This window comes from Bradyrhizobium sp. 164 (assembly GCF_023073715.1).
GTDB lineage: Bacteria > Pseudomonadota > Alphaproteobacteria > Rhizobiales > Xanthobacteraceae > Bradyrhizobium.
This window is the reverse complement of record NZ_JADPKA010000108.1, coordinates 40655-59247: the sequence shown is the minus strand read 5'-3', so window position 1 is coordinate 59247 and position 18593 is coordinate 40655. Positions and strand designations below refer to the sequence as shown.

20 protein-coding genes and 2 pseudogenes are annotated in these 18593 nt (G+C 65.4%); 7 read left to right on the top strand and 15 right to left on the bottom strand.

Translation table 11 applies throughout. The features are described 5' to 3' along the window. Window positions 1–542 precede the first annotated feature (542 nt). Both IVB01_RS32780 and IVB01_RS32775 read right to left on the bottom strand, forming a co-directional pair. Window positions 543–1174: pseudogene (locus IVB01_RS32780) on the bottom strand (ferric reductase-like transmembrane domain-containing protein). Between the two features lie 14 nt (window positions 1175–1188). Further along, entirely contained in the window at window positions 1189–1692 is a 504-nt protein-coding gene (locus IVB01_RS32775) for a Twin-arginine translocation pathway signal (protein ID WP_247281471.1), read from the bottom strand. 245 nt (window positions 1693–1937) lie between these two features. On the opposite strand from IVB01_RS32775, the gene IVB01_RS32770 reads away from it, so the two are divergent. The 6 genes and pseudogenes from IVB01_RS32770 (at window position 1938) to IVB01_RS32750 (ending at window position 6684) form a co-directional block, all read left to right on the top strand. Continuing rightward, window positions 1938–2945: an LLM class flavin-dependent oxidoreductase gene (locus tag IVB01_RS32770; protein WP_247281472.1), complete on the top strand. Its 1008-nt coding sequence runs from the start codon at window positions 1938–1940 to the stop codon at window positions 2943–2945. 60 nt (window positions 2946–3005) lie between these two features. Beyond that, window positions 3006–3089: pseudogene (locus tag IVB01_RS35830) on the top strand (IclR family transcriptional regulator); the annotation flags it as partial. A 130-nt stretch (window positions 3090–3219) separates the two neighbouring features. Next, complete coding sequence (locus tag IVB01_RS32765; RefSeq protein ID WP_247281473.1) at window positions 3220–4515, top strand: O-acetylhomoserine aminocarboxypropyltransferase; 1296 nt, start codon at window positions 3220–3222, stop codon at window positions 4513–4515. Window positions 4516–4519: 4 nt separating this feature from the next. Continuing rightward, the gene (locus IVB01_RS32760) at window positions 4520–5302 is read left to right on the top strand and encodes an alpha/beta hydrolase (RefSeq protein ID WP_247281474.1); all 783 of its coding nucleotides are present in this window, start codon (window positions 4520–4522) and stop codon (window positions 5300–5302) included. Window positions 5303–5370: 68 nt separating this feature from the next. Further along, window positions 5371–5874: a DUF6496 domain-containing protein gene (locus IVB01_RS32755; protein WP_247281475.1), complete on the top strand. Its 504-nt coding sequence runs from the start codon at window positions 5371–5373 to the stop codon at window positions 5872–5874. Window positions 5875–5952: 78 nt separating this feature from the next. Continuing rightward, window positions 5953–6684 (top strand): 3-oxoacyl-ACP reductase family protein, encoded by a 732-nt coding sequence (locus IVB01_RS32750; protein WP_247416879.1) that lies wholly within the window; start codon window positions 5953–5955, stop codon window positions 6682–6684. A 240-nt stretch (window positions 6685–6924) separates the two neighbouring features. Here IVB01_RS32750 and IVB01_RS32745 read toward each other — a convergent pair whose 3' ends face one another. From IVB01_RS32745 to phnG, 9 genes are read right to left on the bottom strand one after another with little or no spacing between them, the layout of a single operon-like run. Then, a complete protein-coding gene (locus tag IVB01_RS32745) occupies window positions 6925–7536 on the bottom strand; it encodes a pyridoxamine 5'-phosphate oxidase family protein (RefSeq protein ID WP_247281477.1) in 612 nt (203 codons plus the stop codon). Window positions 7537–7564: 28 nt separating this feature from the next. Continuing rightward, complete coding sequence (gene phnN, locus IVB01_RS32740; RefSeq protein WP_247281478.1) at window positions 7565–8161, bottom strand: phosphonate metabolism protein/1,5-bisphosphokinase (PRPP-forming) PhnN; 597 nt, start codon at window positions 8159–8161, stop codon at window positions 7565–7567. Next, the gene (locus tag IVB01_RS32735; RefSeq protein WP_247281479.1) at window positions 8158–9315 is read right to left on the bottom strand and encodes an alpha-D-ribose 1-methylphosphonate 5-triphosphate diphosphatase; all 1158 of its coding nucleotides are present in this window, start codon (window positions 9313–9315) and stop codon (window positions 8158–8160) included. The genes phnN and IVB01_RS32735 overlap by 4 nt, the downstream gene beginning before the upstream one ends. An 11-nt stretch (window positions 9316–9326) precedes the next feature. After that, complete coding sequence (gene phnL / locus IVB01_RS32730) at window positions 9327–10025, bottom strand: phosphonate C-P lyase system protein PhnL (RefSeq protein ID WP_247281480.1); 699 nt, start codon at window positions 10023–10025, stop codon at window positions 9327–9329. A gap of 22 nt (window positions 10026–10047) precedes the next feature. Further along, window positions 10048–10845 carry a phosphonate C-P lyase system protein PhnK gene (phnK, locus tag IVB01_RS32725; protein WP_247281481.1) on the bottom strand — a complete coding sequence of 266 codons (798 nt, stop codon included), beginning with the start codon at window positions 10843–10845 and terminating at the stop codon, window positions 10048–10050. Then, the gene (locus IVB01_RS32720; protein ID WP_247281482.1) at window positions 10838–11728 is read right to left on the bottom strand and encodes an alpha-D-ribose 1-methylphosphonate 5-phosphate C-P-lyase PhnJ; all 891 of its coding nucleotides are present in this window, start codon (window positions 11726–11728) and stop codon (window positions 10838–10840) included. The genes phnK and IVB01_RS32720 overlap by 8 nt, the downstream gene beginning before the upstream one ends. Continuing rightward, window positions 11725–12828 (bottom strand): carbon-phosphorus lyase complex subunit PhnI, encoded by a 1104-nt coding sequence (locus tag IVB01_RS32715; protein ID WP_247281483.1) that lies wholly within the window; start codon window positions 12826–12828, stop codon window positions 11725–11727. The genes IVB01_RS32720 and IVB01_RS32715 overlap by 4 nt, the downstream gene beginning before the upstream one ends. 4 nt (window positions 12829–12832) lie before the next feature. After that, window positions 12833–13441 (bottom strand): phosphonate C-P lyase system protein PhnH, encoded by a 609-nt coding sequence (phnH, locus tag IVB01_RS32710; RefSeq protein ID WP_247281484.1) that lies wholly within the window; start codon window positions 13439–13441, stop codon window positions 12833–12835. Between the two features lie 4 nt (window positions 13442–13445). Beyond that, window positions 13446–13859, bottom strand: coding sequence for a phosphonate C-P lyase system protein PhnG (gene phnG / locus IVB01_RS32705; RefSeq protein WP_247448914.1), 414 nt, complete (start codon window positions 13857–13859; stop codon window positions 13446–13448). A 158-nt stretch (window positions 13860–14017) separates the two neighbouring features. Here phnG and phnF point away from each other — a divergent pair, with 158 nt between their 5' ends. Further along, the gene (gene phnF, locus IVB01_RS32700; protein ID WP_247281486.1) at window positions 14018–14749 is read left to right on the top strand and encodes a phosphonate metabolism transcriptional regulator PhnF; all 732 of its coding nucleotides are present in this window, start codon (window positions 14018–14020) and stop codon (window positions 14747–14749) included. A 177-nt stretch (window positions 14750–14926) separates the two neighbouring features. On the opposite strand, the gene phnE (IVB01_RS32695) is transcribed toward phnF, so the two are convergent. The 4 genes from phnE (IVB01_RS32695) to phnC all read right to left on the bottom strand — a co-directional run bounded on the left by phnE (IVB01_RS32695) (window position 14927) and on the right by phnC (window position 18539). Continuing rightward, on the bottom strand, window positions 14927–15775 hold the full coding sequence (gene phnE, locus IVB01_RS32695; RefSeq protein ID WP_247495184.1) for a phosphonate ABC transporter, permease protein PhnE: 849 nt from the start codon (window positions 15773–15775) through the stop codon (window positions 14927–14929). Continuing rightward, window positions 15772–16656: a phosphonate ABC transporter, permease protein PhnE gene (phnE, locus tag IVB01_RS32690; RefSeq protein WP_247281488.1), complete on the bottom strand. Its 885-nt coding sequence runs from the start codon at window positions 16654–16656 to the stop codon at window positions 15772–15774. The genes phnE (IVB01_RS32695) and phnE (IVB01_RS32690) overlap by 4 nt, the downstream gene beginning before the upstream one ends. A gap of 76 nt (window positions 16657–16732) precedes the next feature. Next, a complete protein-coding gene (phnD, locus tag IVB01_RS32685) occupies window positions 16733–17668 on the bottom strand; it encodes a phosphonate ABC transporter substrate-binding protein (protein WP_247281489.1) in 936 nt (311 codons plus the stop codon). A gap of 61 nt (window positions 17669–17729) precedes the next feature. Next, complete coding sequence (gene phnC, locus IVB01_RS32680; RefSeq protein ID WP_247281490.1) at window positions 17730–18539, bottom strand: phosphonate ABC transporter ATP-binding protein; 810 nt, start codon at window positions 18537–18539, stop codon at window positions 17730–17732. Between the last annotated feature and the right edge of the window lie 54 nt (window positions 18540–18593).

Below are 18593 nucleotides of genomic sequence, written 5' to 3'. Positions count from 1 at the left end.
CGTGGCGGATTTCGCAAGTGCTCTACTCATCCTGCGCTCGCCGCCGCGCAACACGCCGCGCACCGTCCGCTTTTCCGGTGGCGTAACCCGGATGGAGTGCAAGCGTAGTCCGGGGCCATTAGCCGCGGACGCAATCCGTTTGACCCCCAAATTCATGGTGATAATGTCGTAATCTGCCGTCTGTCCGGGAGGACACAATGGGATGGTTTGACCGGCTGTTTGGAACGACGTCGGCGCCTACGACCCCACTCTTTGCGAGATTTAGGCGGAAATCACGGGCACCGACTGATCCCGATCTTCTGAAGATCGCCAAAGACCGAAAAGGGCATATTTCGCGGAGAGCCGTGAGAGATGAATATAATCGGCTGCTTCTGGAGAAGTACGCGCACGACAAATCGTGATTTCTAATCACGTCCAGCTCGTGGCGTGGGTAGGGCGACTAGTCCGCCGTAGCGCAAAGAGCCAAGGCGGCAGCGAAGCCCGTCGAGGCTTGCCGATGACGAAGCACAATGGATTTCGCAAGTGCTCTATCCATCCGACGCCTACTGCCGCGCAATGCCCTCTCCGCGCAACGTCCGCTTTCTCCAAACCAGATCAGCCATCACTTTGATGGCCGCCGCGAGAACGAGCGCACAAAGCACAATCTTGGAGGTCGTCTCCATCGTCCCCTCGATCAGCAGGCAATGGGCTACGCTGGCTGCGACGATGACGATCGCGAGGGGAATATGGACGATGCGCCAGGTTCGCAGCCGCAATCCCAGCCGCCGCCGCAAGAGAGCCAGAAGCGCGACAGCGAAGATGGCCCACATGGCGACCACGCCAAAGGGAGAGAACGGCGTCGGCGATGAGAAGGTAAGGGCGTCGATCATGTCGGGCGGACTGGTGATCCAGAGCCCGGCGACATGGATCACCACCGCAAAGGCCAGCGCGCCGCCGATCCAGTGATGGGCACGCCGTCCGCGATAAGCCGATAGCCCCGGCAAATATCCGCCGATCAGCAGGGGCTGAACGAGCACAAGACCGAGGGCGACGATCCCTGCGAAGCCGGCGAGGATGTAGACCGGACCGCGCCAAGCGAGCAGGTCGCTTCCTGCTGCGGCGGCGATCGGCACGCAAATGGCCAAGGCAAGGGCACCCAGATCAGGGTCGCCCGGGCCGATTCCCATCCCTTCATTTGCAATTCGCGGCTCAAGCTGGCTGCAGGACGAAGTGCGCCTCGAGGCTGGTTTCCTTTGCGCTCCGCATCACCGGACGCAGAAAGACGGTTTTGAACTCGCCGCTGTCATAGGCGAGGTGACCATGCGGCTGGCCGAAGATGGGAATGATCTGCGGCATCTCGAGCCGGAACTTGCCGTCCTTGTCGGTGAGCGTGGCGCCATGACTCTGCGGCTCGTGCTCCTGCCCCTCGACGGTGTGCGCCCAGATCTGGATGCGCTGCCCGGCGAGCGGAGCCCCGTCGCCGGCGCGGCGCACGGTACCGCTCATCCAGAAGCCGCCCTTTCCGATCCGCTCCACGATCGCCGCGCCCTTGCGGTAGTTGTTCGCCCCGCCCGACATCGACTCGGTCGGCGCGAGGCCTTCGGCACGGGCGGGCAACAGCAGCCCGGAAACTCCGCTCGCCAAAACCCCGGTTGCGAGCACCGAGCCGCCAGCGGCGAGGAGGTTGCGGCGGTTGAGTACGACCGTGGTCATGTCAGTTCCTCCTGGCAACCGAGCAGTGCTCCGGCAATCTATAACAACAGGCGCAGAACGCCCAGTTGCGACGAAGGGCGCCATAGGTCGCAATAACAGTGTTGTGAACGGGCAGCGCGGGCTGCAGCGTCAAGGATGCGCTGCTCCGTCAAGATCCAAGTCGCGACAGGTTCGAGCAGCATTCCTATCCCTGGTCCCCTATATGTGAGGTCCCCGCGCACACGCGCCCTTCACGGGTACCACACATGATCCCCTTCTCCGTGCTCGACCTCGCGCCCATCCGCCAAGGTGGCGACGCCGCGCAGGCGTTTCGCAATTCGCTCGATCTCGCCCGGCATGCGGAGGCTTGGGGCTACAAGCGGTTCTGGCTGGCCGAGCATCACAACATGACGGGGATCGCAAGCGCGGCGACGTCGGTGGTGATCGCCCATATCGCGGGGGGAACGAAAACCATCCGCGTCGGGTCCGGCGGGATCATGCTGCCGAACCATTCGCCGCTGGTCATCGCCGAGCAGTTCGGCACGCTGGAATCGCTCTTTCCCGGCCGGATCGATCTCGGCCTCGGGCGGGCGCCGGGCACCGACCAGTTCACAGCAAAGGCGCTGCGGCGCGACCTTGCGACGGCTGCGGAGAACTTTCCGCACGACGTGCTGGAATTGCAGGCGCTGCTCGGCGATGTGCAATCGAACCAGGCGATCCGCGCGGTGCCGGGCGTGGGCACGAAGGTGCCGCTGTGGATCCTGGGATCGAGCACTTTTGGCGCGCAGCTTGCGGCGATGCTGGGCTTGCCGTTCGCGTTCGCCTCGCATTTCGCGCCGCAGATGATGATGCCGGCGCTGCGCGAATATCGCGCGCGCTTCGAGCCCTCGGCGCAACTCGACAAGCCTTACGCGATGATCGGTGTCAACGTGTTTGCCGCCGACAGCGACGCCGAGGCGCAGCGCATGTTCTCATCGCTGCAGCAGCAGTTCATCAATCTGCGCCGGGGCACGCCGGGCCCGCTGCCGCCGCCGGTCGACCACATGGACGCGTTGTGGTCGCCGGCGGAGAAGGCCGACGTCGGCCAAGCGCTGTCCTGCTCGGCGGTCGGCTCGCCCAGAATCGTGGAGGAGAAGCTGAAGGCGCTGATGGCCGAGACCGGCGCGGACGAGCTGATGACGACGGGCCAGATCTACGACCACGCCGCCCGGCTGCGCTCGTTCGAGATTGCGGCCGAGGTGCGGGAACGGCTGGCAGGGCAGAAGGGAGCGTGAGCGCGTTGGGCCTTGATGTGCTGGAGGCTGACCGTGAGCTGGCCGAACGCGAACTGCCCCATCGCCATCCTCGCCGCGATGCCGGCGCAGGACGCGCGAAAGATCGTCGCGGCCAACGAGAAGAGATTCGAAGCCTACCAGACGCGGAGATCTTGCTGCGCGAGGCCGGGATCATCGAGCGATCCGGGGGTTAGAGGCGCTGTCAATGGGCTGACGCAGCGCTTCTTTTTGTGGCACAAGGGCGGCCTCCGCCGATCGACCAACGAGGCCACGCATGCCCGCGCCAAAGCCGCCTGCCTTCGAGACCCTGAGCCTGCATGCGGGCCAGCATCCGGATCCCGTAACCGGCGCCCGCGCCGTGCCGATCTACCAGACCACGTCCTACGTGTTCCAGGATTCCGATCACGCCGCCGCGCTGTTCAACCTGGAGCGCGCCGGCCACATCTATACGCGCATCTCCAATCCGACCACCGGTGTGCTGGAGGAGCGGCTCGCGGCGCTCGAAGGCGGTGTCGGTGCGATCTGCACCGCCAGCGGCATGGCCGCGCTGCATCTGGCGATCGCGACACTTTTGAACGCCGGCGACCACATCGTGGCATCGAGCTCACTCTATGGCGGCACCATCAACCTGCTGGCGCATACGCTGCCGCGCTTCGGCATCACCACCAGTTTCGTCAAGCCGCGCGATCTCGACGCGTTCCGCGCCGCGATCGGGCCGAACACGAAGCTCGTGATCGGCGAGACCATCGGCAATCCCGGGCTGGAAGTGCTCGACATTCCCAAGGTCGCGGCGATCGCGCATGAGGCAAAAATTCCGCTGCTGATCGACAACACCTTCGCCACACCCTATCTCAGCCGCCCCATCGAGCTCGGCGCAGACATCGTCATGCATTCGGCGACCAAATGGATCGGCGGACACGGCATTGCGATCGGCGGCGCCATCGTCGACGGCGGCCGCTTCGACTGGCGCGGCTCGGGCAAGTTCGGCGCGCTGACCGAGCCCTATGGCGGCTATCACGGCATCGTCTTCGACGAGCAGTTCGGCACCGCGGCCTTCATCATGCGCGCGCGCACCGAGGGCCTGCGCGATTTCGGCGCATGCCTGTCGCCGACCAACGCGTTCCAGCTGCTTCAGGGCGTCGAGACCCTGGGCGTGCGTATGGACCGGCACATGCAGAACACGCATCTCGTGCTGGACGCGCTGAAAGCCAACAAGGCCGTCGATTGGGTGCTGCATCCCTCGCTGGAGAACCACCCGGACTTTCAGCTCGCAAGGGCGCTGCTGCCGCGCGGTGCCGGCTCCATCGTCTCCTTCGGCATCAAGGGCGGCCGGCCCGCCGGGCGCACGTTCATCGAATCACTGCGCATGATCAGCCATCTCGCCAATGTCGGCGATGCCAAGACCTTGGTGATCCACCCCGCCTCGACCACGCATCAGCAGATGGACGCCGAGCAGCTCAAGGCCGCCGGAATCGGCGAGGAGCTGGTGCGGCTCTCGGTCGGCATCGAGACGGCAAGCGACATCATCGACGATCTCAACCAAGCGCTGCGCATCTCGCAAAAGGTCTGACGCCATGAAGCTTTCCGTCAACGGCACCGACGTGTTTGTCGCAACCGGCGGCCGCGACTTCGACAAGTCGCTGCCCGCGGTCGCCTTCATTCACGGCGCCGGCTTCGATCATTCGACCTGGGCGCTGCACACGCGCTGGTTCGCCCATCACGGCTTTTCCGTGCTGGCGCCAGACCTGCCCGGCCACGGTCGCTCGGCCGGGCCGTCGCTGTCGACCATCGCCGAGATGGCCGACTGGACCGCGGCGCTGCTGGATGCGGCCGGCGCCGCGAAGGCGCAACTGATCGGCCATTCCATGGGCTCGCTGATCTCGCTGGAGACGGCGGCGCGGCATCCGGACAAGGTTTCCGCGCTGAGCCTGATCGGCACCGCCGCGACCATGACCGTCGGCCCGGATCTGCTCAAAGCCGCCGAAGCCAATGACCAGGACGCCGTCGACATGGTCTCGATCTGGGGTCTCGGCTTCAAGGCCGAGCTCGGGGGCAGCCTCGCGCCGGGCCTTTGGATGCATGGCGGCGCGCAGGCCGTGTTGAAGCATTGCGACCCGGGCGTGCTGTTCGGGGATCTGTCGGCCTGCAACGGCTATGCGAATGCACTTGCCGCGGCTGCGAGCGTGAAGGTCCCGACCACGCTGATTCTCGGCGAGCGGGACATGATGACTCCCGCGAAAGCCGGCAAGGCGCTGGCGGCGGCGATCCCGCATGCGAAGACCGTCATCGTGCCGGGCGCAGGGCACATGATCATGGCCGAGCGTCCCGACGAACTGCTGGCGGCGCTGAGGAACTGAAAAGGATCAATCGTCCGGGTTATGCGTTGCGGTGAGACATCCCTGTCATCTCGAAGGGAACTCGACTCATGCCAAGACAGGAAATCATTCGCAAAGCGAAGCAGGACAAGCGCGCCGGCAAATCTGCGAGCACGCAGGCCGGCGAATTCGTCAAGGACGAGATCGACAAGATTCGTAAAGGCAAGCACGGCGCACGCTCGACAAAGCAAGCCATTGCCATCGGCCTTTCCGAGGCACGCCGCGCCGGCGTCGATCTGCCGCCGCCGCGCAAGGGGCGCACCAAGAAATCGACGCGCCGCAGCGCCAAATATGCCTATGAGGTCGGCCAGGGCAAGCGCACCCCGAAGCGCCGGCCGCGCGTGTCGCGCGCCGTGGAAAATGTCCTGAAGAAGGAGCCGCGCTCAACGGCGTCGCGCAGCGCGCTGTCAAAACAGGCCAAAAGCGCCGCGAGCCGGCGAACCGCGGCGTCACGTTCGGCCGCTGCGCGGAAAGCGAGCCGCACCAAGGGCGCCAAGACCCGCTCCGCCGCCGCCAAGAAGGCGGCGCGCACCAGGGCGCGGCGGCGGCGCTAAATTCATGTAGCGGCCTTTTGACTTGAATGGCAGTGGCCGACGTCCGGCGATCCCGCTGTGATCGGATCGGAGTTTCTCATGACAGACAGTCTGAAGGGGCGCACGGCGCTCGTCACCGGCGGCTCGCGCGGAATTGGCGCGGCCGTCTGTCGCGCCCTGGCCGAGGCCGGTGCCGCCGTAGCGATCAACTGCCGCGAGCAGATCGGTCGGGCCGAGCAGCTGGCAGGCGAGATCGGCAAGCAGGGCGGCCGCGCCATCGTCGTCGCAGCCGACGTCTCGCAGCGCGAGGCCGTGACCGGCATGGTCGAGCGCGTCACGGCCGGACTCGGACCGATCGACATCCTCGTCAACAATGCTGGCATCGCGATCACGCGCGGCCTCGATGATCTCAGCGAAGACGATTTCGACCGGACCATCCTGGTCAATCTGAAATCCGTGTTCCTGTGCACGCAGGCCGTGCTGCCGTCGATGCGCTCCCGGAAGTGGGGCCGCATCGTCAACATCTCCTCCGGGGCTGCGCGCGGTGCCGGCTCGATCGGCCCGCACTACAACGCGTCCAAGGCCGGCATGGAAGGCCTCACGCGAGGTTATGCCGCGCGGCTGGTGAAGGAGGGCATCACCGTCAACGCGGTGGCGCCGTCGCTGATCGAGACCGACATGATGAGCGGCCAGCAACAGCTCGTCAGCCGCATCCCGCTCGGCCGCTTCGGCACGGCGGAGGAGGTGGCGAAGGCAGTGATGCTGCTGGTCGACAATGCCTACATGACGGGTCAGACCATCGCGCTGAGCGGCGGCATGGCGTTCAATTGAGGTGAGCCGCCGCCGCGGACTCGTTCTTCCCTTCTCCCCTTGTGGGAGAAGGTGGCATAGGCGGCCTTCGGCCGCCGTTCTCAAGAACGTCGAAGCGAAGCTTCGGCTATGGCGCCGGATGAGGGGTATCTGTCCGCGAGATCAGCTGTGAGAGGGTCGCTCGCGGAGAGATACCCCTCACCCGTCTCGCCGCTATCGCGGCGAGCCACCCTCTCCCGCAAGGGGAGAGGGTAAGAAAAGTCACCACATCGTCGCTGCGGCTCGCGCGGGCCAGGCGCGGTCGTACTCCGCGCCGCCGACCTTGTTCTCGCTCATCTCGGCCAGGATCTGGCCGGGCGTCGGCAGGGTCTTTGGGTCGACGCGCCTGTCGGGATTCCAGAGGTCGGCGCGGACGATGGCGCGGGCGCATTGGAAGTAGATCTCGTCCACGCTCATGACCATGACGCTGCGCGGCGCCTTGCCTTCGACCTTGAACGAGGCCAGCAGTTCGGGATCAATCGAGAGATGGGCGCGGCCGTTGGCACGAACCGCATTGCCGGAGCCGGGAATCAGGAACATCAGCGACACCCGGGGATCGCGCACGATATTGCGCAGGGAATCGACCCGATTGTTGCCGCGGCGATCGGGCAGCATCAGTGTCTTCGGGTCATGAATGCGGACAAAGCCAGGGAGATCGCCGCGCGGCGAGCAGTCGATGCCCTCCGGCCCGACCGTGGCGAGCGCCGCGAACGGCGCCTTCTCGATGTAGATGCGGTAGAGTGGCGTGACATGGTCGGCGACTTTCACGGTCGAGGCATCGTTGGTGACGCCGTAGATGGCCTCCAGCTGTTCAACCGTTTCGATCACCGACATTCTTCCACTCTCCTGATCGTGCCCGCCATTACTCATGCCAGCCTTCATTCCTGATCACGCGCACGAGCTGTCGGCTGTGATACTCCGCGCTGCCGGCGTTGAGGATGGTGATGTCGGCAAGCGCCCGCGCGTCATCGACACTGCGCGACAGCCGCGCCGCGATATTGCCGTCGCTGTGCCGCGCCCGCGCGGCAAGCCGCTGCGCCAGCACGTCCGGCGGTGCGGTGATCGCGACCACCACAACATTTGCATAGGCTTGGCGCAGCGCGCCGATGACCGTGCGCGAGACGTTGACGACCACCGTGCGTCCGGCACGGATATCGTCGTTGATCTCGAGCGGCAGTGCGTAGGAATGCCCGTGCGCCTGCCAGTGCATGGCGAAATCGCCATGCTGCTGACCGCGGCGGAATTCGTCAGGGGCAAGCGTGAGATTGTCTTCGGCAGCGGAGGATTCCCGCGTCACAAGGCGGCGTGGAAAGACGATGTCGTGATCCTCACTGCACGCCGCCCGCGCCAGTCGCAAAAGCGTGTCCTTGCCGGCGCCGCTGGGACCGACCACAAGTACTAGCCGCCCGGGTCCGATCGCGCCCGCTGCCTCCTGCGCCATGGCCGCGGTCTCGCTCATGCGACACGACTCCCTTCGCGCCAGACGCTGCGCACGACGGGGACGCTGCCGGCAACATGCACGCGGATCAGGTCGGCGCGCTTGCCGACCGCGATCTCGCCGCGATCGGTGAGTCCGACCGCATCGGCAGGCGCTTTGGTCACGGTGCGGATCGCCGACGGCAGATCGATCGCCGGCACATGCTCGGGCAGCTGCAGCGCACCCATCAGCAGGCTCGACGGAATGTAATCCGACGACAGGATATCGAGCAGGCCTTCGCGGGCGAGATCGACCGCGGCGATATTGCCGGAATGCGAGCCGCCGCGCACGACGTTGGGAGCGCCCATCAGGATGTCGATGCCGGCGTGATGCAGACCGCGCGCGGCCTCGAGCGTGGTGGGGAATTCCGCCACCGCGACACCGTCGCGCACGGCATCGGCGACGTTCTCCTCGGTGGTGTCGTCATGGCTTGCGAGCGGGATCTTGTACGCATGCGCCAGCGTCACGATCTCGCGCATGTTGGTCGCGGCATAGGCCTTCTGATAGGCAAAGCGCTTCGCGAACAGTTCGTCGAGCTCGGCGTCGGTCTTGCCGCCGCCCTTGCCGCGATAATAGTCGCGCAGCTTGACCTCGTCGCGAAACTGGCGCTGGCCCGGCGTGTGATCCATCAGCGACATCAGCTTGACGTCGGGCCGGTCGATCAGCTCCTTGGCCTCCTCGACGACGCTCGGCATCGGGATTTCACAGCGCAGATGCAGGAAATGGTCGGCGCGCAAGAGGCCGGCATCGCGCGCGGTCGTGATCGCGGCGGCGAGCACGCCGGCGCGGCCATCGACTTCCTCCGCGCCGTCCTCGCGCCAGACCCGGAGCGAATCGAACACGGTGGTGATGCCCGAGGTCGCGAGCTGGCCGTCATAGGAGATGACAGCGGCGACCGGATTCCAGAACACCTTCGGTCGCGGCACGTAATGCGCTTCGAGATGGTCGGTGTGAAGCTCGATCAGGCCGGGCATGACGAGGTCGCCGCCAGCATCCTCGGCGTCGGCGGGCGCCCTGCCCTCGCCGATCTCGGCGATGCGTCCGTCGACCAGAGCAAGCCAACCCTGATCGATCACCCGGTCAGCCAGCACGATCCTGGCGTTGGCGATGACGGTGTCCTTCGGCTTGGCGTTCATGTCGATTTCCTTCAGGCCGCGGCGGCGAAGCTGGTGACATCGACGATGCGGTCGGCAATCAGATGCCGGATTTCATCGTCATGGACAATGGCGACCATGGCGACGCCCTGGCGTTTTTTCTCAGCGATCAGCTCGACCGCCACAGTGCGGTTGGCGGCATCGAGCGAAGCGGTCGGCTCGTCGAGCAGCAGGATCGGCAGATCCGAGATGAAGCCGCGCGCGATGTTGACGCGCTGCTGCTCGCCGCCGGAGAAGGTCGCGGGCGGAAGCTGCCACAGCCGCTCGGGAATATTGAGACGATGCAGGAGCGCGCCCGCGCGGGCTTGCGCTTCCGGGCGCGCCAGGCCGTTCACGATCAGAGGCTCGGCGACCACGTCGATGGTCGCAACGCGGGGCACCGCGCGGAGGAACTGGCTGACATAACCGATGGTCACGCGGCGGACATTGAGCACCTGCCGCGGCTCGGCGACGGCAAGATCGATCAGCGCGCCGCGGTGGCGGATGCCGATGCGGCCGGAATCGCAGCGATAATTGCCGAAGATCATCTTCAGGATCGACGACTTGCCGGCGCCTGATGGCCCCGAGAGCACGACGCATTCGCCGGGATCGACATGGAACGTCACGCCGCGCACGACCGGCAATTCGATGCCGCCTTGCAGGTGCATCGTAAAGGTCTTCCGGGCGTCGGTGATGTCGATCATGGCAGTCATTGCAAGGCTCATGCTGGCAGGCTCATGGCGGCAGAATCGAGGAGACGAGGAGTTGCGTATAGGGCTCGCGCGGATCATCGAGCACCTGATCGGTGAGGCCGGTCTCGATGACGCGGCCGCCCTTCATCACCATCACGCGGTGCGACAAAAGGCGTGCCACCGCGAGATCATGCGTGACGATGATGACGGCGAGGTGCAGCTCGGCGACCAGGCTGCGCAGGAGATCGAGCAGGCGCGCCTGCACGGACACGTCCAGGCCGCCGGTCGGCTCGTCCATGAACACCAGCCGCGGCTCGGTGACGAGATTGCGCGCGATCTGGAGCCGCTGGCGCATGCCGCCGGAATAGGTGCGCGGCGCATCGTCGATGCGCGCGACGTCGATCTCGACGCGCATCAGCCAGTCGGAGGCGGTGTCGCGGATACGGCCGTAATGATTCCATCCCACCGCCATCAGCCGCTCGCCGACATTGGCGCCGGCCGAGACCGCCATGCGCAGACCTTGCGCAGGATCCTGATGGACATAGCCCCAGTCGGTGCGGAACAGAAAGCGCCGCTCGGCCTCGCCGAGCGTCGTAAGATCGCGGGCGACGCCGTCGCGCATCCGGTAAGAGACCCGGCCGGCGCTCGGCGTGAGTTGACCCGACAGCATTTGCAGCAGCGTCGACTTGCCCGAGCCGGATTCGCCGACGATCGCCAGCACCTCGCCGGGATAGAGCGCAAAGGACACCTCTCGGCACGCGGCAATGCGGCCGAAGGACTTGCTGAGCGACTCCGCCACCAGTAGCGGCTGGTCGCTTTCGAGCGTATCGAGTTCAGCCATGTGAGCCCGCCTTCTCCTTGTACGGTGCGGCGCTCAGGCTGCCGTGATGGCCGGCGGCCTGCCGGCCCTCGCAATAATCGGTGTCCGAGCAGACGAACATCCGACCGCCCTTGTCGTCGGTGACGATCTCGTCGAGATAGGAGTTCTCCGCGCCGCACAGCGCGCACGGCGCGTTGAAACGGTACGGCTCAAACGGATGATCCTCGAAATCCAGCGACACGACTTTCGTGTAGGGCGGGATCGCGTAGATGCGCTTCTCACGGCCGGCGCCGAACAATTGCAGCGCGGCACAATTGTCCATCTTGGGGTTGTCGAATTTCGGCGTCGGCGACGGGTCCATCACGTAGCGCGCGTTCACCTTGACCGGATAGGCATAGGCAGTCGCGATATGGCCGAAGCGGGCGATGTCCTCATAGAGTTTGACATGCATCAGGCCATATTCGGCGAGCGCATGCATGCGCCGCGTCTCGGTCTCGCGCGGCTCGAGGAAACGTAGGGGTTCAGGGATCGGCACCTGGTAGACCAGCACCTGATTTTCATGCAGCGCGGTCTCAGGAATGCGGTGGCGCGTCTGAATCACGGTTGCCTCGTCCGTCGCCGTCGTGGTGGCGACGCCCGCCGTCTTGGCGAAGAACTTTCGGATCGAGATCGCGTTGGTGGTGTCGTCGGAGCCCTGGTCAATCACCTTCAGCACGTCCTCAGGTCCCAGGATCGCCGCCGTCACCTGCACGCCACCGGTACCCCAGCCATAGGGCATCGGCATTTCGCGGCTGGCGAACGGCACCTGATAGCCGGGGATCGCGATCGCCTTGAGGATCGCACGGCGGATCATCCGCTTGGTCTGTTCGTCGAGATAGGCGAAATTATAGGCGGGCGCGTTCATTCCGCGGCCTCCTTCATGGCATCGGGCGCATTGGCCTCGGCAAACTCCTGGCGCAGCTTGCGGAGCAGGCCGAGCTCGGACTGGAAGTCGACATAATGCGGCAGCTTGAGATGCTCGACGAAGCCGGTCGCCTGCACGTTGTCCGAATGCGACATCACGAACTCCTCGTCCTGCGCGGGGGCACGCACCTCCTCGCCGAGCTCGCGAGCGCGCAGCGCCCGATCCACCAGCGCCATCGACATGGTCTTGCGCTCACTCTGGCCGAAGGCGAGGCCATAGCCGCGGGTGAAGCACGGCGCTTCCGTCGCCGAGCCCTTGAACTGGTTGACCATCTGGCACTCGGTGAGCTCGATCGAGCCGAGCGGCACGGCGAAGCCGACGTCCTCGGCGAAAAATTCGACATCGACCTCGCCAAAGCGGATCTCGCCGGCAAAGGGATGGTTCCGGCCGTAACCGCGCTGGGTGGAATAGCCCATCGCCAGCAGAAAGCCTTCGTCACCACGCGCCAGATTTTGCAGGCGCAGGTCGCGGTCCGCCGGAAAATTCAGCGGCTCGCGGGTGAGATCGCCGACGCTGGCGCCGTCCTCGGCCTGCGGCGAGGACTCGATCAGTCCGTCGCGGCCAAGAATATCCGTCACGCGCGGCGTGGGTGCCGTTGATGCTTCCGCCGTCACTGGCGCTTCCGGCACAACGCCTTTTGCGAGCGAAGGATCGAGCAGGCGGTGGGTATAGTCGAAGGTCGGCCCGAGGATCTGGCCACCTGGAATATCCTTGAAGGTCGACGACACTCGCCGCTGCACGCGCATCGCGCCGGTGTCGACCGGCTCGCTCGCGCCAAAGCGCGGCAGCGTGGCGCGGAAGGCACGGACCAGGAAGATCGCCTCGATCAGATCGCCCCGCGCCTGCTTGATCGCGAGCGCGGCGAGCTCGCGGTCATAGAGCGAGCCCTCGCTCATGACGCGGTCCACGGCGAGGCCGAGCTGCTCCGAGATCTGATCGAGCGTGACTTCCGGAACGCTTGGGTCACCGCGCCGCGCGTTTGCAAGCAGGAGATGGGCGTTCTCGATGGCGCGTTCGCCGCCTTTGACTGCGACATACATGCGGTCAGCTTTCCTTGTTCGCGACGCGGGTGGTGCGCGGGATCGCAACCACCGCATCATCGGCAACCAGCACCACATCGAGGCCGCGCGGAAACAGCGCCTCGTTGAACCGCAGGCGCTCGAACAGATCGAACGGCTTGATCGACGCCTGGAGCGTCGTGGAGCCATCGATGCCGGGGCCGCGCAGCTCGACGCTGCGTCCCGAGCCCAGACTATCGACCTGAAGGATCAATGTGGTCGAGCGATCCGGATATTCGTTGGTGCCGAGCGCGAAGCATTCGAGCGGCGGCAGCGCCGCACCGTCGCTGATCAGCGCAAAGCTGGCGATCGAAGTGTCCTGCACCACCGGCGCGCCAGTGTGGAACTTGAGCCATTTCATCACGTCGGAATTTTCTGCCATGCGCGCATCGAGCCAGAGTGGCGTGTCGTGATCGAACAGCGTCAGCGCGATCGCGGCGGTGCCGCGCATCATCGTATGAAGCGCTCCGGCTGTCGGGACGATGCGCTGGACCGAACCCGGCCGCGCCATCGCATCCATGACCGAACGAAAGGTCGATTGCGCCGACAGAACCCTGTCGGCGAAACCCGGCGGCAGTTCTGCAATCGTGGTCATGATCTCACCCCTCACCGCGCACCATGGTGTAGAAATCAACCTTCGTCGCGGCAGTCTTCGCCGCTGCCTGCTGGCGCCTCGTCATAAGCTGCTCGCGCAACGGCGCGATAATTTCGCGCTCGACGGCTGCGCCAAAATCGCTGGACTGCACCAGCGCGTCGCACAGCGCGATCAGCCGCGCCTTCTCGCTATCGCGACCGAGCGTGTAGCCGAAGCCGACCTCGCCACTGGCAAGCCGGACCGCCGCACGCGACACCGTGGCTTCGCCGAGGTTGAACGGTGCGCCGTCGCCGCCGACCCGGCCGCGCAGCATGACGAGACCGTTTTCGCCTTCGCGCAGATTTTGATGGGCCGGCAGGGCGAGTGCGCGGAGGCGGGCGGCGATCTCGCCCGCCTCCGCGTGCGCCAGCACGGCCATCGCGGCCTTGCGCTGGGCTTGCTGGTTATTCTGCTGGGTCACCAAATCCACCGAACTTGCCGATTCTAAGTTGTCTATGATAATAGACAACTTCATAAAGGAGCGCCATGACTGTTTCGTGACAAAGGCGTGATTTCTGAGCTAGGCTGACCAGCGATATGAGCATGCAAGACACTGCATCGTCGGGCGTCGCGCTGTGGCGCCTCGTCGCCGACGGCATCGAGCGCGGTATCGCCGACGGCCGCTTTGCCGCCGGCGACAAATTACCGGGCGAGATGGAGATCGCGGAAACCTACCGCGTGAACCGCCACACCGTGCGGCGCGCGCTGGCCGCGCTGGCCGAGCGCGGCCTGGTCCGGGCCGAGCGCGGCAGCGGAACCTATGTCGAGGCGCAGAGGCTGGCCTATCCGCTGCGCTCGCGCACCCGGTTCTCCGAGATCGTCGGCGCCGGCGGCCGCGAGCCGCGCGGCCAGTTGATCGAGACCTCCAATGACGTCGCGACCCGGGAGCTGGCGCGCGAGCTCGGCTTGAAGGCCGGCGCGGCGCTGCTGCGGATCGAGGCGATCCGCCTCGCCGATCGCACGCCGATCTGCGTCTCCACCACCTGGCTGTCGGCTGAGTTGTTTCCGGGCGCAGGCGCCGTGTTCGCCGCGACGCGCTCGATGACGAAGTTGCTGGAGCACTACGGCATTCGCGACTACCGCCGCGGCGCGACCCGGATAACGGCCGGCATCATCGACGCGACTGACGCCGCCCGGCTCGATCTTGCACTGGGACGACCGATCCTGGTGGTCGATGCCACCGACCACGCTCTCGACGGCAAGCCGCTGGTGACCAAGCACTCGCGGTTTGCAGCAGAGCGGGTGGAGTTTTTGGTGGACAACGGGTGAGCTGCCGCCCTCTTCCCCTCTCCCCTTGTGGGAGAGGGTGGCTTGCCGCGCAGCGGCGAGACGGGTGCGGGTTCTCTCCGCGAGTGCGGCTCTCATTTGAATGCGCGGAGACGGCCATTATCCGGCGCTTCGCGCCCCCTTCTCCCACAAGGGGAGAAGGGAAGAAGACTGCGGCCGTTAAGCGATAGCCCTTCGTCCGATAATCGCAAAGCGCAGCTTGCCGGAAATGAAATCGATCGCGGCAACCGCGACCAAGATCATCAGGATCAGGAACGACACCTTCTGCCATTCCAAGACGCGGATCTGCTCGGCGAGCTGGAGGCCAATGCCGCCGGCGCCGACGATGCCGATGATGGTGGCCGAGCGGGTGTTGGATTCGACGAAATAGAGCACCTGGCCGGCGATGACAGGCAGGACCTGCGGCAGCAGCCCGAAGCGGATCTCGTGCAGCGCGCTGCCGCCGGAGGCGCGGATGCCCTCGACCTGCTTCTGGTCGGCGCCCTCGATCGCCTCCGAGAACAGCTTTCCGAAGGCGCCGAAATCCGACACGGCGATGGCGAGCACGCCGGCGAACGGGCCGAGCCCGACCACATTGATCCACACCAGCGCCCAGATCAGCGTGTCGACGCCGCGGATCGAATCCAGCAAGCGACGAACGGGAAAGCGCAGGATCTTCGACGGCACCACGTTGCGCGCGGCCAGCAGGCTCACCGGCAGCGCGAACAGCGCCGCCAGCGTCGTGCCGAGTAGCGCGATCGACAGCGTCTCGCCCAGCGCCTTCAGATAGACCGGCAACGAGGAGCCGGGATCGGGCGGGATCATCATCAGGCTGATCCAGCCGAGCTGGCTGAGGCCTGCGAGGAACCGTGACGGCGAGAAATCGAGATCGACCAGACCATAGATCAGGATCGCGAACGCCGCGACGATCATCGCCGGCGTTGCAAGCCGCGCCAAGGCCGGCCGGTTGAACACATCGGGGTAGCGGGCGCGGATCTCTCGCGTCTCGACTTGCTGCGGCCCGGTCACGTCCGCGCCTCCTTGCCGAACAGCCGGCCGCGCAGCCATCCGGTGGTGATGTCGATGATGAAGACGGTCACGATGATGGTGACCAGGATCGCGCTGACGTCGGAGTAATAGAACTTGCGGATGGCAACGACGAGCTCCTGGCCGATGCCGCCGGCGCCGACGAAGCCCATCACCGAGGCTTCGCGCACGTTGATCTCGAAGCGCAGCAGCGCGTAGCTGGCATAACTCGCGGTGACCTGCGGCACGATTGCAAAGCGCATGCAAGACAGCCAGCTCGCCCCGGTCGAGCGGATGCCTTCGACCGGCTTCATGTCGGCGTTCTCGACGATCTCCGAGAACAGCTTGCCGAGCGCGCCGGTGGAGTGGATCGCGATCGCGAGCACGCCCGCCATCGGACCTAACCCAAAGGCGATCACGAAGATCAGCGCGAACACGATGCCGGGAACGGTGCGGGCGAATTCGAGCAGGCGCCGCACCGCAAAGCGCAGCCAGGGCGCAGGCGAAGTGTTCTCCGCCGCGAAGAAGTTCAGGGCAAAGGCGAAGGTGGCGCCGATCAGCGTGCCGACATAGGAGATCAGCAGCGTCTCGCCCAGCATCTTCAACCATTTGCGCCAGCCCCAGAGCCACTCGCCGAGATCAGTCCAGACCCGCTGGCCGCTGTCGAGCGTGAAGATGCGATCGAAATAGCTGATGAAGTTGCCGAAATAGGTGAACAGCGTGCGCAGATTCACTTCGGCGCCGATCGCTGCGAGAATAAGCGCAGCGGCAAAGATACCGGCTCCCAACAGGAGGCGCCATCGCCTGCGCGCGACCGCCTGGCGATAGGCGGCGTTGAGCACGGCAAGCTGCTGCTCGGGGAGGATCGAAACCGCGACGGTCATCTGGTCAGAACAAGTGGTCGATCAAAGAGAAAGAGCCGGGTCCATCGACCCGGCTCCAGTGCATAGTCCCAAAAACTCAGGACGCCTTCTTCTTACGCAGCGCATCGACGAACTTGATCAGCTCGATCGTGCCATCCCAGTCCTTGGTGGTGGCGGGATGAAAGCCCTTCTTCTGGCCATCGGAGAGACGGTCGAACGCGGCCTTGTCCTTGGCCGGCGCATCGAAGAATGCCTTGGCGATGGCGGCCTTGGCATCCTCCGGCAGGTCGGAATTGTAGGCATAAGGGCCGTTGATGATCGGCGCCGACTTGTGGATGATGCGGAAATCGTCCTTCTTCATCGCCGAGCCGTCGGTGTTCTTCAGCATGCCCTTGGTCAGCATCTGCGCCAGCGTGGAATCGTCATCGCTGGTCCACTGGTTGGCGGCAACGTCGACCGTGCCCTGCGCCAGCGCCAGCATCGCATTCTCGTGGCTGCCGGTGAAGACGACCTTGCCGAAATAGGTGTCGGTATCTGGGATGCCCATCTTGTCGAGTTCGAAGCGCGGCACGTTGTTGCCGGAGGTCGAGTTCGGGTCGACGAGGCCGAGATTCTTGCCCTTGAGGTCATCGACCTTCTTGTAGGGGCTGCTCGCCTTGACGAAGAACACCGAATAATAGCCGGTCGAGCCGTCCGCGTTGATGTCGTTGGCGAAGGCGTCGGTCTTGACACCGGTCAGACGGGCGCGGGCGAACGAGGCCGAGCCGTAGCTCGCGATCTGGATGTTGCCGGCACGCTGGCCTTCAATGACGGCTGCATAGTCGTTGGCGATGCGCAGCGTGACCTTCACGCCCAGTTCCTTGGAGAGATAGCTCACGAACGGCGCCCAGCGCTCGGTGACGCCGGAGGCGTTCTCCGCCGGCACGACCGCGAAGGTCAGCTCGGGATATTTGGCTTTCCAGTCGTCCGCCGAGGCGGAGGTGGCAAAGGCGAGCGCGGCGACGCCGGCAAGGATTAATCTGCGAGTGATCATGGTACCCTCTTCATCGGTTGGGGATCGCTTGACGCAAAGACTTGAGTAAAAGAGGCGAGGCTCAGGCCGCCGCGGCCGTCCCGAGCGCCGGAACGCCCTCGGGCGCCGGGATGGGCATGCCGCCCATGACGTCGGCGGCTTCGAGATCGTAGAGCTCGCGCGCCACGTGATCGGTCAGCGCGGCCGGCGCGCCATCGAACACCACGCGGCCCTGCGCCATGCCGATCAGGCGGTCGCAATAGCTGCGCGCCAGATCGAGCGAATGCAGATTGCAGAGCACGGTGATGCCGAAATGCTTGTTGATGCGCAGCAGCGCATCCATCACGATTTTGGTGTTGCGCGGATCGAGCGAGGCAATCGGTTCGTCGGCGAGGATGATGTCGGGCTGCTGGACCAGGGCGCGGGCAATCGCCACGCGCTGCTGCTGTCCGCCGGAGAGCTGGTCGGCGCGCTGGGCGGCGAGCGCGGCGATGTCGAACTGCTCCAGCGCGGACATCGCCAGCGCCTTATCCTGCTCGGGCCAGAGCTGCGACAGCGAGCGCCAGGCGGGCATCGTTGCGAGGCGCCCCATCAGGACGTTGGTGAGGACATCGAGCCGGCCGACCAGGTTGAACTGCTGGAAGATCATTGCCGAGCGCGCCCGCCACTGCCGCAGCTCCTTGCCGCGCAGCGCGGTGACATCGATGCCGTCGAACAGGATGCGGCCCTCGGTCGGCGTCGCCAGGCGGTTGATGGTCCGCAGCAGGGTCGACTTGCCGGCGCCGGACCGTCCGATCACACCGACGAAGCCGCCCGGGGCAACTTGAAACGAAGCGTCGTCCACCGCGGCCTTTGCGCCGAAGCGACACGTCAGACCTTCCACGACCAGCATGCAGGGCTCCAGATTAATCGGACCCACCGCTAACGCCGGCGCTTAACACTTGTG

What these genes read in the sequence shown, in the direction of transcription:
- IVB01_RS32775 (WP_247281471.1), bottom strand. Translation starts at nt 1,692, where the DNA reads ATGACCACGGTCGTACTCAACCGCCGCAACCTCCTCGCCGCTGGCGGC.
- IVB01_RS32770 (WP_247281472.1), top strand. Translation starts at nt 1,938, where the DNA reads ATGATCCCCTTCTCCGTGCTCGACCTCGCGCCCATCCGCCAAGGTGGC.
- IVB01_RS32765 (WP_247281473.1), top strand. Translation starts at nt 3,220, where the DNA reads ATGCCCGCGCCAAAGCCGCCTGCCTTCGAGACCCTGAGCCTGCATGCG.
- IVB01_RS32760 (WP_247281474.1), top strand. Translation starts at nt 4,520, where the DNA reads ATGAAGCTTTCCGTCAACGGCACCGACGTGTTTGTCGCAACCGGCGGC.
- IVB01_RS32755 (WP_247281475.1), top strand. Translation starts at nt 5,371, where the DNA reads ATGCCAAGACAGGAAATCATTCGCAAAGCGAAGCAGGACAAGCGCGCC.
- IVB01_RS32750 (WP_247416879.1), top strand. Translation starts at nt 5,953, where the DNA reads ATGACAGACAGTCTGAAGGGGCGCACGGCGCTCGTCACCGGCGGCTCG.
- IVB01_RS32745 (WP_247281477.1), bottom strand. Translation starts at nt 7,536, where the DNA reads ATGTCGGTGATCGAAACGGTTGAACAGCTGGAGGCCATCTACGGCGTC.
- phnN (WP_247281478.1), bottom strand. Translation starts at nt 8,161, where the DNA reads ATGAGCGAGACCGCGGCCATGGCGCAGGAGGCAGCGGGCGCGATCGGA.
- IVB01_RS32735 (WP_247281479.1), bottom strand. Translation starts at nt 9,315, where the DNA reads ATGAACGCCAAGCCGAAGGACACCGTCATCGCCAACGCCAGGATCGTG.
- phnL (WP_247281480.1), bottom strand. Translation starts at nt 10,025, where the DNA reads ATGACTGCCATGATCGACATCACCGACGCCCGGAAGACCTTTACGATG.
- phnK (WP_247281481.1), bottom strand. Translation starts at nt 10,845, where the DNA reads ATGGCTGAACTCGATACGCTCGAAAGCGACCAGCCGCTACTGGTGGCG.
- IVB01_RS32720 (WP_247281482.1), bottom strand. Translation starts at nt 11,728, where the DNA reads ATGAACGCGCCCGCCTATAATTTCGCCTATCTCGACGAACAGACCAAG.
- IVB01_RS32715 (WP_247281483.1), bottom strand. Translation starts at nt 12,828, where the DNA reads ATGTATGTCGCAGTCAAAGGCGGCGAACGCGCCATCGAGAACGCCCAT.
- phnH (WP_247281484.1), bottom strand. Translation starts at nt 13,441, where the DNA reads ATGACCACGATTGCAGAACTGCCGCCGGGTTTCGCCGACAGGGTTCTG.
- phnG (WP_247448914.1), bottom strand. Translation starts at nt 13,859, where the DNA reads ATGGCCGTGCTGGCGCACGCGGAGGCGGGCGAGATCGCCGCCCGCCTC.
- phnF (WP_247281486.1), top strand. Translation starts at nt 14,018, where the DNA reads ATGAGCATGCAAGACACTGCATCGTCGGGCGTCGCGCTGTGGCGCCTC.
- phnE (WP_247281488.1), bottom strand. Translation starts at nt 16,656, where the DNA reads ATGACCGTCGCGGTTTCGATCCTCCCCGAGCAGCAGCTTGCCGTGCTC.
- phnD (WP_247281489.1), bottom strand. Translation starts at nt 17,668, where the DNA reads ATGATCACTCGCAGATTAATCCTTGCCGGCGTCGCCGCGCTCGCCTTT.
- phnC (WP_247281490.1), bottom strand. Translation starts at nt 18,539, where the DNA reads ATGCTGGTCGTGGAAGGTCTGACGTGTCGCTTCGGCGCAAAGGCCGCG.